Genomic DNA, 15,715 nt, shown 5'->3' with positions numbered 1-15,715 from the left:
AATGAATACTAGTGAAGCGCCACCGCAGATGCTGCGGTTGTGCGCCGCTTGCGCACCGTTCATGCCGAATGCCCGCGCCTAAACGGCAGATCAATTCCGGGGCATGGGCGTACCATGACTTCGATTCTTTTTGAGAGGCAAGCATGGGAAATGAGGAAAGAGTGCGCGGCCGGCCGCCGTACAAAGCAAGGGGTTTCCGCAAAGGCAATTTCACAACAGTGCCGCGCGGAACGCGCCGCACCACAACAAAGGACAAGCGCTCATGAACCTCTCCCTTGTTGAACAACTCAAAGCCACCGGCCGCCTGGATCGTCTTTTCATAGACGGCGAGTGGGTCCTGCCCGCAGGACAATCCCGAGCCAGCGTCATCAATCCGTCGACCGAAGAGCCCATCGCACAGATTGCGCTGGGAACTGCAGAAGACGTCGCGGCAGCTGTGGCCGCGGCCCGCTCCGCCTTCGTGAACTGGTCCACCAGCTCCGCCGAAAGCCGGGCCTTGCTGCTCGGCCGCATCCACGCCTTGATTCTCGAACGCGCAGAACTCTTCGCCCAGGCGATCTCTCTGGAGATGGGCGCCGCCATCGGCTTTGCACGCAGCACACAGGTGCCGGTCGCGGCCGAGCACATCCGCGTGGCCCGTGACAATCTGGCCAGCTTTCCCTTCCTCTCCCACCGGGGCGATGTGGCCATCCAGCGCGAAGCCATCGGCGTGTGCGGCCTGATCACCCCCTGGAACTGGCCGCTGTACCAGATCACCGCCAAGGTCGGCCCCGCCCTGGCGGCCGGGTGCACCGTCGTCCTCAAGCCCAGCGAGCTGTCGCCCCTGAGCGCATTGCTGTTTGCCGAGGTGGTGCAAGACGCTGGCATCCCGCCGGGCGTGTTCAACCTGGTCAGCGGCAATGGTCCGGAAGTCGGCGCCGCGCTGTCGGCGCATCCGGACGTGGACATGATCTCGATCACCGGCTCGACCCGGGCCGGCGTGCTGGTGGCCCAGGCGGCGGCTCCGACGGTCAAACGCGTGGCCCAGGAGCTCGGCGGCAAATCGCCCAACGTGATCCTGCCGGACGCGGACCTGGCGCGCGCCGTGCCGGCAGGTGTGGCGGCCGCCTTTCGCAATGTCGGCCAGTCTTGCAGCGCGCCGACCCGCATGATCGTGCTGCGCGATCGCCTGCAGGAGGTTGAACGCATCGCGCTGGAAGCGGCCTTGGGCTTTGTGGTGGGCGACCCGCGCTCGCCGCAGACCACCCACGGACCGGTGGCGAACCGCGCGCAGTTCAACCGGGTGCAGGAAATGATTGCCACCGGGATCGCCGAAGGTGCGCGCCTCATTTGCGGCGGCTCGGGCCGGCCTGAGGGGCTGGAGCGCGGCTTTTATTGCCGCCCGACCATCTTCTCCGGCGTGAACTCCCAAATGCAGATCGCACAGGAAGAAATCTTCGGACCGGTGCTGGTGATCATTGCCTACGACAGTGTGGATGAGGCGGTGGAGATCGCCAACGACACGGTCTACGGCCTGGGCGCGCACGTGCAGGGCCAGGACCTCGCTGCGGCGCGGGCGGTAGCGGCACGCATCCGATCCGGGCAGGTGCACATCAACTACCCGGCCTGGAGTCCCCATGCCCCCTTTGGCGGCTACAAGCGCTCGGGCAATGGGCGCGAATACGGCATCGAAGGCCTTGAGGAATACCTGGAGACCAAGGCGATCCTGGGCTTTGGGCAGGAGCAGCCGGCATGAACACGACCTTCGTACAAAGAACACAGACAGTACAGACACCCAACAACGACCAGAATCCCTCCATGTCCCAGCCCCTGCGCCTCCTCGAGACCTCCAGCACCCCGCCGGCCAGCGCCGACGTCGTCGTGATCGGTGGCGGCATCATCGGTGTTTTTACCGCTTACTACCTGGCAAAGCGCGGGCTTTCAGTTGCCGTGGTCGAAAAAGGCCATATCGGCGCCGAGCAATCGAGCCGCAACTGGGGCTGGTGCCGCCAGCAGAACCGCGACGCGCGCGAACTGCCCATGGCCACCCGTAGCCTCGAACTTTGGGACCAGTTTGCCGCCGACAGCGGCGAAGACACGGGCTTCACACGCTGCGGTTTGTTGTACCTCAGCGATGACGAAGCCCAGATTGCCGGCTGGGCCAAGTGGCGCGAATTCGCCACGACCGCCGGTGTCACCACGCACATGCTGAGCGGCCGCGAGGCCTCGGAGCGGGGCGTGGCGACCGGCCGCACCTGGAAGGGCGGCGTCTTCTCGCCCAGCGACGGCACGGCCGACCCGGCCAAGGCGGCGCCCGCGGTGGCGGCCGCGCTCATGAAACTTGGCGGCAGCGTCCACCAGAACTGCGCCGCGCGCGGCATCGAGATGGAGGGCGGCCGGCTCAGCGGCGTTGTGACCGAAGCGGGGACCATCAAGACCCGCACTGCGGTGCTCGCGGGCGGTGCGTGGGCATCCTCGTTCTGCAACCAGCTCGGCGTGCAATTTCCGCTCGCCACGATACGCCAGTCCATCGTGCGCCTGTCACCGGTGGCGCAGCAACTGCCGGCGGCGCTGACCAGCCCGCGCGTCGCCATCACCCGGCGCCCTGACGGCCATTACGTCCTGGCCATCAGCGGCCGTGGGCGCGCCGACCCCACGCCGCAGCTGCTGCGCTTCGCGCCGCAGTTCATCCCGATGTTCGCCAAGCGCTGGCGCAATGTGTTTCCCGGCGGCCTTGAAGGCATACGCTGGGGCCACGAAACCCGCGCCCGATGGAAGCTGGACGCCCCCACCCCCATGGAACGGGCGCGCATCCTCAACCCGACGCCCGACCCCGCCGGTGTCCGCGAAATCCACCGCCGTGCCGTCGACCTGTTGCCTGTGCTACGCGAAGCCCGCATCGCCAGCACCTGGGCGGGCTACATCGACAGCACACCAGACGGCGTGCCGGGTATCGGGGAACTGCCGCAGGTGCCCGGTCTCATCCTGGCCGCGGGTTTTTCGGGTCACGGTTTCGGCATCGGTCCCGGCGCGGGCCACCTGATCGCCGACATCGTGTCGGGGTCCCAACCGATCTTCGATCCGAAGCCTTTCGATCCTGCCCGTTTCAAGGAGTCGATGTGGGGCAAGGTGGCTGACTTTTAAGCTTGCCCGTCTTGCTTCAGGCCAGCCCGCCCCGGCACAGGTACTTGGTGTGCAAATACTCGTCGTAAGCCGCAGACCTTGCGGTATACAGTAGGTTGGCAGCACCAGCGCCTATGGCTTTGAACCACCCGTAACATCGATGAAGGAGCATTACCGTGACATCAGAAGCGAACAAACTCACCATGCAGCGGTTTGTTGAGTTCATCAACACCGCCAGCGAGACATTGGCTGAAGAACTCATCTCACCGAACGCGATCTTTCATGTGCCGGGAAATCCGGAGCCAATGCGAGGCCCGGCCGGTTATCTCGCAATCATTGGAATGATGCGTGGGGGGTTCCCCGACATCCAGTGGACCCTGGAAGAAATAGTGGCCGAGGGTGACAAAGTGGCCGCCCGGTTCATGATGCGCGGCACACATCAAGGAACGTTCTTCGGTGTTCCGCCTACAGGAAAGAAAATCGCGGTGCAGGCCATGAACATCTACCGTCTCTCCAACAACAAGTTCGTCGAAGAACGCGGCCAGCCCGATATGCTTGGCTTGCTACAGCAAATCGGAGCTGTGCCGTCGCACTGAGCGACCTCAAGTGCTGCCGGACCCGGGCCGACCCGGCACGGCGCCCGAAAGCCGGGGCCAAGCAAAGTTCTGGCAACCCCCCGGATTGAAACGGATTCCACTTGCACCGCAGGTGAATGCGGCATTTCCGAAAGGCGGGAATTCATAGACTTATATCCATCCCAACAGCGTGGATCTTTCTATGACATTCAAACCCAAATTCATCAGCTTCGACTGCTACGGCACGCTCATCAACTTCGAGATGGGCCCGACCGCCAAAAGCCTGTTCAAAGACCGCGTTCCGGCCGGCCGGATGCCGGCCTTCCTGGACAGCTTTCGGGCCTATCGCCTCGATGAGGTGCTGGGCGAGTGGAAGCCCTTCTTTGAGGTTGTGGAAAATTCGATCCGCCGTGCCTGCAAGGCGCACGGCATCCACTACCAGGCATCGGATGCCATCGCGCTGTACGACGCCATTCCCACCTGGCAACCGCACCCGAACGTCGTCGAGGTCCTGGAAGCGATCGCGCCGCACGTGCCCCTGGTGATCCTCTCGAACTCGATGATCGATTTGATCCCGGCCAGCGTCGCCCACCTGAAGGCGAAGTTCCACGCGGTCTACACCGCCGAGGAAGCGCGCGCGTACAAACCGCGCTTCCAGACCTTCGAGTACATGTTCGACCAGCTCGGATGCGCGCCGGACCAGATGATGCACGTCTCGTCGAGCTTCCGCTACGACCTGATGACGGCCTCCGACCTGGGCTTCATGGCCAAGGCCTTCATCGATCGCGGGCATGAGCCGACTTCGGACGCCTATGGAGTCAGCCGCTTGACCGACGTACGCCAGCTTCCCGGCCTGCTCGGCCTATGACCGAACTGAGCACCACCGTGCCGGCACTCGCGCCGGCGGCAGTGGAGGCCCTGGTTCGCCGCGTCTACGGCATCGAGGCTTCCACCCGGCCATTGGCGGGCGAGCGTGACCAGAACTGCCTGGTGGAAGCGGCCGACGGCTCTCGCTACGTCCTCAAGATCAGCAATCCGTCGGAGTCCCCCGCGGTCGTCGACTTCCAGATCGCGGCGCTCGACCACATTGCCCGCATGTCACCGGAGCAGCCGGTGCCGCGCGTCGTGCGGACACTGGCAGGACACACGCAGGACACGGTCGCGCTGACCGAGCGCGTCCGGACACGCGTGCGCATGCTGACTTACCTGGACGGCATCCAGATTCGCGAGACCGTGCGCACCGCCGCGCAGCGGCGCGCCATGGGCGCCGGGCTCGCCGGCCTGAACCGCGCGCTGCACGGCTTCGCGCATCCGGGTGCGGCGCATGACCTGCTGTGGAACGTCGCCACGGCGCATCGGCTCGGCGAACAGCTCGACAGCCTGGTAGACGGCAAGCAGCGCGCGCTGGCCCAGGCCTTTATGACGCGCTTCACCACGCACGTGCTGCCGCGCCTGGCATCGCTGCGGTCCCAGGTGATCCACAACGACTGCCACCTCTACAACGTGCTGGTAGCGCCCAACGACCAGGCGCGCATCGTGGGCATCATCGACTTCGGCGACATGGTGCACGCACCGCTGGTCGGAGAGGTGGCGACGGCCGCCGCCTTCCACATGGCCGGCAACGCCGATCCTTTCGAGGGACCGGCCCAGTTCGTGGCCGCCTATCACGCGGTGCTGCCGCTGACCGGCGCCGAACAGGAAGTCGTTGCCGATCTCCTGGCCACGCGCCACCTCATCACGGCGCTGATTTCGGAATGGCGCGCCGCGCGCTATCCCGAGAACCGCGCCTACATCATGCGGCACAACCCCGCTGCGTGGGAAGGCCTGGCCCAGATGGCCGATCTTTCCCGCGACACCGCACGCGACCGGCTGCTGGCCGGCGTAAACGTACACGTACCCACAGGAGCCACCCCATGAAAAGCACCACCGACCTCAACATGGTCAATGCCTATATCCCCGGCCGCGCCGACGTGGGTCCGGCCACCGCGCAAATGATCGCGCGCCGCGACGCCCTGCTCGGCCCGGCCTACCGCCTGATGTATGAACGGCCGCTGCACATCGTGCGCGGCGAAGGCGCCTGGCTGATCGATCCCGAGGGACGCCGCTACCTCGACGCCTACAACAACGTCACCTCGCTCGGGCACTGCCATCCGGCGGTGACCGAGGCGATCTGCAAGCAGGTGCAGACGCTGGCGACCAACACGCGCTATCTGCACGACACGATCCTCGAACTGGCCGAACGCCTGCTCGCAAGCGTGCCGGGGACCGACCTGGCCCACCTGATGCTGACCTGCACGGGCAGCGAGGCCAACGACCTCGCCTACCGCATCGCGAAGGTCCGCACCGGCGGCACCGGCATGATCGTGACCGACACCGCCTACCACGGCATCACCGATGCGGTGGCCAAGTTCTCGCCCTCGCTGGGCGTGAGCGTCGACCTCGGCGCCCACGTGCGTCTGGTGCCGGCTCCGCGCCAGTACCACGCCGGGGGCACCAACCTGTCCGAGCGTTTCACCCGCGACGTCGAGGCGGCCATCGCCGACCTGAAGCGCCACGGCATCCAGCCGGCCGCGCTGATCGTCGATTCGCTGTTCACCAGCGACGGCATCCTCCCCGGACCGCAAGGCTTCCTGAAGGGTGCTGTCGACGCGATCAAGCGCGCGGGCGGCCTCTTCATTGCCGACGAGGTGCAGCCCGGCTTCGGCCGGACCGGCGAACACTTTTGGGGCTTCCAGCGCCACGGTGTGGTGCCCGACATCGTCACCATGGGCAAGCCGATGGGTAACGGCCAACCGATCGCGGGACTGCTGGCGACCGCCGACGTGCTGGCCGAGTTCGGCAAGAGTTCGCGCTACTTCAACACCTTCGCGGGGAATACCGTTTCCTGCGCGGCGGCACTTGCGGTACTGGACACGATAGAGCGGGACGGGCTGGTGCAGCATGCCGCCAGGGTGGGGGAAATCCTGCACGACGGCATCGCCGCCCTTGCGGCCCGCCACGAGGCTATCGGCGACGTGCGCGGTGCCGGCCTGTTTGTCGGGGTCGAGCTCGTTTCCGACCGGGCATCGCGCGCGCCGGACCGCGAGCTGACGAGCCAGGTGGTTAACCGGATGCGCGACAAAGGCGTGCTGATCAGCGCCTGCGCGATGGGGCACAACGTGCTCAAAATCCGCCCGCCCCTGGTGCTGTCGGCGGACCAGGCCGGCCTTGTCATCCAGGCGCTCGACGAATCCCTGGCCGAAGCGCGCACGGCCTAGCTTCGATCAACATCCGGCGCTACCATCCGTCCATGACACCCGCCATGTCCCTGGACCGCTTCGACCTCAAGATCCTGGCGCACCTCGAGCGCGAGGGTCGCTGCTCGAACGTCGAGCTGGCCGACGCCGTCGGCCTCAGCCAGAGCCCGTGCCTGGTGCGGACAAAACGGCTGCAGGAAATCGGCGTGATTCGCGGCTACGGCGCCGACATCGCGCTGGAGAAGCTGGGCAATTGTGTGGTGGTGTTTTCCGAAGTGACGATCAGCAGCCACCGGCCTCCCGATTTCCGCAAGTTCGAACAGGCCGTGGACCGGCACGGCGAAATCGTGGAGTGGTACAACGTCAGCGGCGGTTACGACTACCTGCTGAAAATCGTGGCACCGAACGTCGCCCATTTCCAGGCGCTGATGGAGAGCCTGCTGAAGGAAGACATCGGCATCGGGAAGTTCACAAGCCGGATTGTCCTGCGCCAGTCATCGGGCAAGCGCACGCACCCGCTCCATCTCATCGCGGCGCAGCTGGATCGGGCCTGAAGGCCGCGACCCTCAACGCGGTGGCTTGAGCCCGGCCGCGAGCCTGACACCCCCCAGCCAGCACCCGCCGGGCCATTACACCGCCGGGCCGGGGTGCGGGCTGGTCTTCAGGACAGCTTGTCCTTTAGGCGGTAGTAGGCGCCGACCAGTGGCAGGAACCAGGGAGGGCCGAAGTGGCCGGGAATGGCCGGCCAGTCGAAGTCTTTCCAGGGATTGAGGTCGGTGCGCCCGTCCATGACTTCCGCCATGATGCTTCCCATCAGCGTCGACATCTGGGTGCCGTGGCCGCTGTAGCCCATGGAATAGTAGATGCCGTTGCGCTCGCCGGCGCGTGGCAGCCGGTCACGCGTCATGTCGACCATGCCGCCCCAGCAATAGTCGATGCGCGCATCGCGGAGTTCGGGAAACACCTCGTGCAATGCGGTGCGCAGGATGGCGCCGCTTTTTTCGTCCGAGGCCGGATCGGAGACGGCGAAGCGGGCGCGTCCCCCGAAGAGCAGCCGGTTGTCGGGTGTGGTGCGGAAGTAGTTGACCAGGTTCTTGGTATCGACCGCCATCCTGCGTTTTGGCAGCAGCCGGTCCAGCGTCGCTATCGGCAGGGGTTCGGTGACGATCAGGAAGGCGCCGACCGGCACGATCCTGCGCCGGATCCATCCCAGCGGCCCGGTCTGCGAGGTTCCGCTCGCCAAGAAGACCTGCTTGGCATGGAGCCGGCCCGTCGGCGTTTCGACCAGGTGGCCGCCGCCCGGCGCCGGCCGCAAGCCCGTCATCGGCGAGTGCTCGTGGATTTCAGCGCCGCGCCGCGCCGCCGCTTCGGCCAGGCCGCGCACGAAGCGCCCCACATGCATGCCGGCGCCCTTGCGGTAAATCAACCCACCGTAGTAGCGGTCCGACCCGACCTCGCCTGCCAGATCCGCGCGGCTGACCATTTCCGTGTCGGGATCCACAGTGGCGGCCAGCAGTTCCTGGCTGCGCAACAGCTTTTCGTAGTGCTCGGGCTTGGCAGCCAGCTTGATCTTGCCGACGCGCGCGAAGCTGCAGTCGATGTTCTCTTCGGCCACCAGGCGCTCGACCAAATCGACCCCGGCATCGAAAGCCCGGTAGAGCCGGTTCGCGACGTCCTGGCCGAGTTTGGCCGACATCATGCCGTAGTCCTGGGCGAAGCCGTTGTTGCACATGCCGCCGTTGCGGCCGGATGCCGCGTTGCCTACCATGTCCGCCTCCAGCAGCACGACGCGGGCGCCCTTCTTGGCAAGCGCCAGCGCGGCCGAAGCACCGGTGAGGCCGCCACCGATCACCGCAACGTCGCAGCTGCCCTGCACCGGCCCCGGCGTGGCGCTCTTGAAGGGTTGCGATGTGTCCAGCCAATAGGATGTCAGTTTCATATCACCTCTGGGGTCATTGTTGTGTTGTTTAGTTGAACGACTGGTTGGCGAGCCCGAACATGCGTGCCGGGCCGGGGGATGCAAGCGGTGTTCCGAGGACCATGGTAGTGGCCTTGTCGACCTGCCGCAGGCCGATGCGCGCTAGCCACGGCCCGAGTTGCAGGGCGGCGGAGGTATCGACCCGCACGAACAGGTTTCCAAGGCGCGCGAGAGCGGCCTCGATCAGGGCCTGCGCATCGCCCAGGTTTTCGGCGACCACGGGGCCGATGACATGGCCGCGGCCGAAGCGGCGGCAAATGGCATAGCCACGGGGCACGCCGCCCTGCAGCAGGACATGGCCCTCGCCCAGCTCGATGAGGCGGCGCAGCGTCGCCGGCCTGGCCCAGCCCGTTGCTTGCTGATCCAGACGCATGACCGCCTCGAAATCCGACGCGGCCATCGCCCTGACGAGGCTGGGCGGCGGCGCATCACGGTGCTCCGTGGGAATGCCTTGGTACTGCTCAATGATGCCGACGGGCACAAAGCCGCGACGCTCATAAAGCGCCTGGCCTTCAACCGTCGAGTTCAAGGTGATGGTGCGCGGGTGCGCCACCGCCAGCAGCGCATCCATCAACCGGGCGCCGTAACCACGGCCTTGGGCGGCCTTCGTGACGATGATCATCCCGGCGGAGGCATGGCTCTCGCCATACGGCCACCAGGCCGCGGTGCCTATCACCTCGCCGGCATCGTCCTGCAGCACAAAGCCCCGGCCCAGCTGCAGCGCGACCTCCCAGTCCTCGAGCCGGTAGGGCCAGGCCATCTCCTGTGAAAGCTTGTGGGCGCCTTCGAGGTGGGCTTTGGCAAATGGCACAAGGTGCGCGCCTTCGTCCGCTTGATGGCGTGGCTGGCTTGACTGGGGGGACGTGGTCGAGGCGCTGGTCATGATGGCTCCAGTTCCATCAGCTCAGGCCGTGACCCAGACCTTGCGCACAGTTTCAAGCGTGCGCCAGGTGCCGGTGTAGCCGGGCTTCATGATGAAACAATCGCCGGCCCGGTAGGTCACCGGGGCCTGTCCGTCTTCGGTGATCTCCGCCACGCCGGACAGGATCAGGCAAAACTCCCAGGTGTCGCCCTTGATGGAGCGGTTGACGCCCGGGGTCGATTCGAAGACGCCGGCGCGAACCTTGCCGTCCTTGGCGCTATCGACGTCCCAGCTGCGGCAGACGATGTCGCCTTCGATGACACGGTCGGCGGGCGGCCGGTATTCGCGCGGCTCGCCCAGTTGGTCGAGCTTGAAGGTGACGAGGAGATGGTTGGGCATGGAAGTTGGGCTCGCGCTCATGCGTTGCCGTAGACGATCCAGATCTTGCGCGTGGTCTCGATGCAGCGCCACTTGCCGACGTAGTCCGGCTTCATGACGAAGTTGTCGCCGGCCTGGATGCGGATGGGTTCCTTGCCGTCTTCGATGAGCTCCGACACGCCGGACAGGATGTGGCAGTACTCCCAGACGCCGCCTTTGATCGAGCGGATCGTGCCTGGCGTGATTTCCCACACGCCGGTGCGCAGCTTGCCATCGGCCGTCTGTTCCACGTCCCAGTTGCTGAAGCGTGGATTGCCTTCGAGCAGGCGCTCGGGCAAGGGGCCGCTCTCGCGGCCGGGACCCAGCTTGTCGAGTTTGAAGAAAGTGAGGTTGCTCATGGGTATCGGGTCCTTTGGCGATCGAATGAAGGCGGGAAGTCAGGCGGGCGCCGAATTAAAGGCCGACCAGCGCCGGCAGCCCGTTGATATCGCGGATTTCCACATGGCTGTAGAACTCGCTGGGCTTGGGCTCGTGGCCGCGATTGACGAACACCTTGTTCTTGATGCCCATGTCGTGGGCCGACATCAGGTCGTAGCGCGGGCTGGAGGATACGTGCAGGATGTCGTCCGGCGAGCAGCCCAGTTGGTCGAACATGTACTCGAAGGCCTGCAGGCGCGGCTTGTAGGCGCCGGCGTCCTGTGCCGTGTACACCTTGTGGAAGGGCGCTTCGAGCTTGCGGACGTTGGCGTCGATCTGCTCGTTCATGGCGTTGGAGAGGATCACCAGCGGGATCTTGTTGCCCACGCGGGTGAGCGAAAACGGCACGTCGGTGTGCGGGCCCCAGGTGGGCACGGCGTCGTAGAACTTCTGGCCGTCTTCGTCACGGTAGGCGACCCCGTGGCGCTTGCAGGTACGCGCCCACGCGGACTTGAGAACCTGGTCATAAGGTTTCCAGTCGCCCATGGCCTCGTCCAGCCGCAGGGCGCTGAAGTCCTTGATGAACTGCTGCATGCGCTCGGGCGGAAGCTGGTCTCCCACAATGCCGTACGCCACCTCGTGCATGCGAAAGTAGATGAGCGTGCCGTAGCAATCAAAGGAGATGTACTTGGGTCGGAAAATCATGGTTTGCCTCGTTGATGATGGATGGTGGAGGTGGATACTGGCGGTGTGAAGAAAGGGTTCAGGCGGCGGAGGGAAAACAGCCGGCAGGCACGGGGAGCGGGTGGCGGTTGACGGGCATCGGTAAGCTTCCTGTTGTCACGGTGGTTCAATAGAAGCAATCCTAGGCAGCATCCGCCGCAGTTGTTGCGGTTCTGCGCGGCGCGAACGCAGCATTCCTTCGCAGTACCGCGGGCGCCAGGCGCTTTGTGCCGTTCTGCCAGCGGCCGTGGCCGGCGCCAAGATCGTACAAGCCGCCGGCCCCTGCGCCGAGCATCATCTTCCCCAAACCGCCCTTGACGTTTTGAAGGAAAGCCCCATGCCCGACCAAGTTTCCATTCCACAGGCCGCGCTTGCGGCAGTGGGCCGCCCATTGCCCGACGGCGTGACGCTTCGCCGGCTGAAGGAGGACGACCTGGAGTCGGCGCAGGCGCTGTCGCGCGAGTTCGGGTGGCCGCACCGCCTGGAGGACTGGCGCTTCAGCCTGGCGCACGGCCAGGGCGTGGCGGCGCTGCGTGACGGCGAACTGGTGGGCACCGCGCTGCATTGGCCCTGGGGCAAGCAGCACGCGACGGTGGGCCACGTGATGGTGTCGCCGCGCATGCAGGGGCAGCGCGTGGGCCAGCATCTCATGCACGCGGTGATGGCGGGCCTGGAAGACCGCACGGTGCTGCTGCACGCCACGACGGAAGGCCGGGGCCTGTATGAACGCATGGGCTTCGAGATCACGGGCGAGGTCCGGCAGCACCAGGGTTCGGCCGCGCCGGCGCAGCTGGTGGCGCTTGCGCCTGGCGAGCGCCTGCGTCCGTTGGGCCGCAACGACGCCAAGGCACTCGTAGCCCTGGATGCCGTTGCCGCCGGCATGCCGCGCGAGACGATGCTGCGCCAGCTGCTGGCCGACGGCGAGACGGTCGTGCTGGCACGCGGCGGTGAAGCCGTGGGTTTCTCCACCGTGCGGCGCTTCGGGCGCGGCTATGCCGTCGGTCCCGTGGTGGCACCGGATCTCGCGAGCGCGCAGGCGCTCGTCGGCCACTGGTGCAGCCGCTTTGCCGGCAAGTTCCTGCGCATCGACGTGGACGCCGCCAGCGGCCTTCCCGAATGGCTGGAAGCGCAGGGCCTGCCCCGCGTGGACACGGTCACGACCATGGTGCGCAACGGCCCGCTGGCGCGAGGCTCGGCCGTCGGCGGCTGGGCGCTGGTTACTCAAGCAATGGGCTGAACAGCTCCCCCCGTTCAGGCTCACTTCGTGTAGCCTGCTCCCCCCCAGGGGGCGCACTCTGCGGCCCGGCTAAGCCGGTTCCGCGCGTGCACTTGCACAGACACTAAACGTATCGCGGGCCGTTGCGGCTCCTGGAGAACTGAATGACTTTCCTTTATAAAGGCCCAGCGCAGCGCGGGACCGTGTGGGCTGAGCAGTTCGCGCGCAGGATGCCGCAGCTGCCGTTCCAGACTTGGCCCGAGATCGGGGATCCGGCGCAGGTGCGCTTTCTTGCGGCCTGGGAGCCGCCGCCGTGTATCGCCGAGGCCCTTCCCAACCTGGAGGTGCTGTTTTCGGTGGGGGCCGGGGTGGACCAGTTCGATTTCGCGGCGCTGCCGCCCGGGCTTACCGTGGTCAGGATGGTGGAGCCGGGTCTGACGGCCTGCATGTGTGAATACGTCAGCTGGGCGGCGCTGTCGCTACACCGGGAGATGCCGCTGTACCTGCGGCAGCAAAGCCTGGGCCAGTGGAAGGAGCACCCCGTACGGCCTGCCTCCACGCGGCGCGTGGGCGTGATGGGCATGGGCATGCTGGGGCGCGCGGCGCTCGCGCAGCTGCGGCTGCTCGGCTTTGACTGCGCGGGCTGGAACCGCTCGCGCCGCGACGAGCCAGGCGTGCGCTGCTACAGCGGCGAAGCGGAGCTGGACGAGTTCCTGGCCCGCACCGACATCCTGGTATGCATGCTGCCGCTCACGCCCGAAACACGCGGCATTCTCGGCCGGCGCGTGTTCGACGCGCTGCCGGAAGGCGCCTGCGTGGTCAACGCCGCGCGCGGCGGCCACCTGGTGGAAGCGGACCTGCTCGCCGCGCTGGAAAGCGGACGGCTCTCGGCCGCGGTCCTGGATGTCTGCGAGCCAGAGCCGCCCGCGCAAGGCCACCCGTTCTGGAACCATCCGCGCATCTGGCTCACGCCCCACATCGCAAGCGCCACCCAGGCCGGAACGGCGGCTGAAGCGCTGCTGGACAACCTGCGGCGTTATGAGGCCGGCCTGCCGCTCGAAGGTGTGGTGGATCGCTCGCGCGGGTACTGAGGCCGCCATCCCGGGCCCGGCCGGGGCTGCGGACTCACGCGAATCGCGCGGCCTGACCGCAGAATCTTCTACCGTACGCGTACGAACAACAGCATGGTCGTGCGCGCGCGAGGGGGCAAGCCGCAGCACCCGCTGCGCACTCGCGCCTAAGCTTGTCCCCATGATGTCCACCAAAACCCTTTCCCTCGATTCGCTTGTCGCGCTCGACCGCGCGCACCTGATCCACCCTGTGGCCAACTGGCGCGGCCATGAGCAACGCGGCGCCACAGTGCTGCGCTCCGGCAAGGGCGCCTGGCTGCGCGATGCCGACGGCCGCGAACTGCTCGATGCTTTCGCCGGCCTGTGGTGCGTCAACATCGGCTACGGCCATGAAAGCGTCGTGGAAGCCGCTGCGCGCCAGATGCGCGAGCTGCCCTATGCGACGGGTTATTTCAGCTACGCCAGCGAACCGGCCATCCGCCTGGCCGCCAAGCTCGTGGAGATTTCTCCGCCCGGGCTGGAGCACGTCTACCTGACGCTGGGCGGCTCCGAGGCAATTGACGCGGCCGTGCGCCTCATCGTGCAGTACTACAACGCCACGGGCCGGCCGCGCAAGAAGCACTTCGTCGCACTGGAGCGCGGCTACCACGGCTCATCCTCCACCGGCGCCGGTCTGACGGCCCTGCCCGCCTTCCACCGCGGCTTCGACCTGCCGCGCCCGGAACAACACTACATCCCCTCGCCCTACCCCTACCGCAGCCCCGGGGGCGACGACGCGCAAACGGTGATCGCGGCTTCTGTGGCCGCGCTGCGCGATAAGGTCAACACGCTGGGCGCGGAGAACGTCGCGGCCTTCTTCTGCGAACCTATCCAGGGCTCGGGCGGCGTGATCGTGCCGCCGGCGGGATGGCTCAAGGCCATGCACCAGGCCTGCCGCGAACTCGACATCCTGTTCGTCGCCGACGAGGTAATCACCGGCTTTGGCCGTACCGGCCCGATGTTCGCCTGCGACGTCGAGGGCGTGTCGCCGGACCTGATGACGGTTGCCAAGGGGCTGACCTCCGGCTATGCGCCCATGGGCGCGCTCCTCATGTCCGAGCGCGTGTACGCCGGCATTGCCGACGGCACGCCGGCCGGCGCCCTGGTGGGCCACGGCGCCACCTACTCCGCGCACCCGGTGAGCGCCGCCGTGGCGCTGGAAGTCATCCGGCTCTACGAAGAGGGCGGCATCCTCGCCAATGGCCAGCGCGTCGCGTCCCACTTCGAGGCCGGATTGCGATCCATGCTGCGCCATCCGCTGGTGGGCGACGCGCGCTCGCGCGGGCTGCTGGGCGCGCTGGAACTGGTAAGTGACAAATACACCAAAGCAAGGTTCGACCCCGCGCTGCAACTGCCCGACCGCATCGCCAAAGCAGCTTACGAGAACGGCCTGATCTTCCGCGCTTTCGGCGACGGCATCCTGGGCTTCGCGCCGGCCCTGTGCTTCACGCCCGCGGAGTTCGAGCAAATGTTCGAGCGACTGAACCGCACGCTGGACACCGTGCTCGACCAGCCCGATGTACGCCGCGCTCTGGCTTGACCCGATTGACTTGGGCGTAGAACTTGCTTAAATGGGGTTAACGATGAATACCTCCACCGGCAACCCCAAGCTTGACCGCCTCGACCTGCGAATCCTGTGCCACTTGCAGAAAAACGGGCGGGCCTCCAATGTTGAGATTGCCGACGCCGTCGGCCTCTCCCCCAGTCCCTGCCTGGTCCGCGTCAAGCGGCTGGAGCAAGCCGGCTATATCGGCGGCTACGGCGCGCAGATCCGGCTGGAGAAGCTGGGCGACACACTGCTGGTGTTCACCGAGGTCACGCTTCAGGACCATAAGCGCGAGGACTTCGTCAAGTTCGAGATGAGCATCCGTCCGATCGATGAGATCGTGGAGTGCCACCTCGTCAGCGGCGGCTACGACTATCTGCTGAAGTTCGTCACACGCGGCGTGAACCATTACCAGGAGATCATCGAGGGTCTGCTGGAAGCCAACATCGGCATCGAAAAGTACTTCAGCTACATCGTGATCAAGACGCCCTTCGTCAAGAATTACTACCCGATCGAGCAGCTGATGCAGCCGCACGCTTAAGCGCGTGCCCCAGCCGCAGCTTTTGCTGCAGC

General features: G+C 66.2%; 16 protein-coding genes. 11 read left to right on the top strand and 5 right to left on the bottom strand.

Annotated features, from left to right (window positions below):
• Positions 1–262 precede the first annotated feature (262 nt).
• The 7 genes from ACQ4MS_RS12980 (at position 263) to ACQ4MS_RS12950 (ending at position 7,467) form a co-directional block, all read left to right on the top strand.
• Positions 263–1,735 (top strand): aldehyde dehydrogenase family protein, encoded by a 1,473-nt coding sequence (locus tag ACQ4MS_RS12980; protein ID WP_431095021.1) that lies wholly within the window; start codon positions 263–265, stop codon positions 1,733–1,735.
• A 62-nt stretch (positions 1,736–1,797) separates the two neighbouring features.
• Positions 1,798–3,123, top strand: coding sequence for an NAD(P)/FAD-dependent oxidoreductase (locus tag ACQ4MS_RS12975; RefSeq protein ID WP_431099587.1), 1,326 nt, complete (start codon positions 1,798–1,800; stop codon positions 3,121–3,123).
• A gap of 155 nt (positions 3,124–3,278) precedes the next feature.
• A complete protein-coding gene (locus ACQ4MS_RS12970) occupies positions 3,279–3,698 on the top strand; it encodes an ester cyclase (protein WP_431095020.1) in 420 nt (139 codons plus the stop codon).
• Between the two features lie 181 nt (positions 3,699–3,879).
• Positions 3,880–4,545, top strand: coding sequence for a haloacid dehalogenase type II (locus ACQ4MS_RS12965; RefSeq protein WP_431095019.1), 666 nt, complete (start codon positions 3,880–3,882; stop codon positions 4,543–4,545).
• Positions 4,542–5,594 (top strand): phosphotransferase, encoded by a 1,053-nt coding sequence (locus ACQ4MS_RS12960; RefSeq protein ID WP_431095018.1) that lies wholly within the window; start codon positions 4,542–4,544, stop codon positions 5,592–5,594. Before ACQ4MS_RS12965 ends, ACQ4MS_RS12960 begins: the two co-directional genes overlap by 4 nt.
• Entirely contained in the window at positions 5,591–6,934 is a 1,344-nt protein-coding gene (locus ACQ4MS_RS12955; protein WP_431095017.1) for an aspartate aminotransferase family protein, read from the top strand. Before ACQ4MS_RS12960 ends, ACQ4MS_RS12955 begins: the two co-directional genes overlap by 4 nt.
• Positions 6,935–6,966: 32 nt before the next feature.
• Complete coding sequence (locus ACQ4MS_RS12950) at positions 6,967–7,467, top strand: Lrp/AsnC family transcriptional regulator (protein WP_431095016.1); 501 nt, start codon at positions 6,967–6,969, stop codon at positions 7,465–7,467.
• Between the two features lie 107 nt (positions 7,468–7,574).
• Here the strand turns inward: ACQ4MS_RS12950 and ACQ4MS_RS12945 are convergent, their stop codons facing one another.
• From ACQ4MS_RS12945 to ACQ4MS_RS12925, 5 genes are read right to left on the bottom strand one after another with little or no spacing between them, the layout of a single operon-like run.
• Positions 7,575–8,852, bottom strand: coding sequence for an NAD(P)/FAD-dependent oxidoreductase (locus tag ACQ4MS_RS12945; RefSeq protein ID WP_431095015.1), 1,278 nt, complete (start codon positions 8,850–8,852; stop codon positions 7,575–7,577).
• 28 nt (positions 8,853–8,880) lie between these two features.
• Positions 8,881–9,774, bottom strand: a complete 894-nt coding sequence (locus ACQ4MS_RS12940) for a GNAT family N-acetyltransferase (protein ID WP_431095014.1) — start codon at positions 9,772–9,774, stop codon at positions 8,881–8,883.
• A gap of 21 nt (positions 9,775–9,795) precedes the next feature.
• The gene (locus tag ACQ4MS_RS12935; RefSeq protein ID WP_431095013.1) at positions 9,796–10,152 is read right to left on the bottom strand and encodes a cupin domain-containing protein; all 357 of its coding nucleotides are present in this window, start codon (positions 10,150–10,152) and stop codon (positions 9,796–9,798) included.
• A gap of 17 nt (positions 10,153–10,169) precedes the next feature.
• The gene (locus tag ACQ4MS_RS12930) at positions 10,170–10,529 is read right to left on the bottom strand and encodes a cupin domain-containing protein (RefSeq protein ID WP_431095012.1); all 360 of its coding nucleotides are present in this window, start codon (positions 10,527–10,529) and stop codon (positions 10,170–10,172) included.
• Between the two features lie 55 nt (positions 10,530–10,584).
• On the bottom strand, positions 10,585–11,253 hold the full coding sequence (locus tag ACQ4MS_RS12925; protein WP_431095011.1) for a haloacid dehalogenase type II: 669 nt from the start codon (positions 11,251–11,253) through the stop codon (positions 10,585–10,587).
• Between the two features lie 355 nt (positions 11,254–11,608).
• Between ACQ4MS_RS12925 and ACQ4MS_RS12920 the strand changes: the two genes are divergently transcribed.
• From ACQ4MS_RS12920 to ACQ4MS_RS12905, 4 genes are all read left to right on the top strand, one after another.
• Positions 11,609–12,508: a GNAT family N-acetyltransferase gene (locus tag ACQ4MS_RS12920; RefSeq protein WP_431095010.1), complete on the top strand. Its 900-nt coding sequence runs from the start codon at positions 11,609–11,611 to the stop codon at positions 12,506–12,508.
• Between the two features lie 143 nt (positions 12,509–12,651).
• Positions 12,652–13,578 carry a 2-hydroxyacid dehydrogenase gene (locus tag ACQ4MS_RS12915; RefSeq protein ID WP_431095009.1) on the top strand — a complete coding sequence of 309 codons (927 nt, stop codon included), beginning with the start codon at positions 12,652–12,654 and terminating at the stop codon, positions 13,576–13,578.
• Between the two features lie 160 nt (positions 13,579–13,738).
• The gene (locus tag ACQ4MS_RS12910) at positions 13,739–15,136 is read left to right on the top strand and encodes an aspartate aminotransferase family protein (RefSeq protein WP_431095008.1); all 1,398 of its coding nucleotides are present in this window, start codon (positions 13,739–13,741) and stop codon (positions 15,134–15,136) included.
• Positions 15,137–15,179: 43 nt separating this feature from the next.
• Entirely contained in the window at positions 15,180–15,683 is a 504-nt protein-coding gene (locus ACQ4MS_RS12905; protein ID WP_431095007.1) for an Lrp/AsnC family transcriptional regulator, read from the top strand.
• Positions 15,684–15,715 lie beyond the last annotated feature (32 nt).

The organism is Polaromonas aquatica (assembly GCF_050626995.1).
Lineage (GTDB): Bacteria > Pseudomonadota > Gammaproteobacteria > Burkholderiales > Burkholderiaceae_C > Polaromonas > Polaromonas aquatica_A.
The sequence above is the reverse complement of the archived record's forward strand: the minus strand, read 5'-3'. Positions and strand labels throughout refer to the sequence as shown.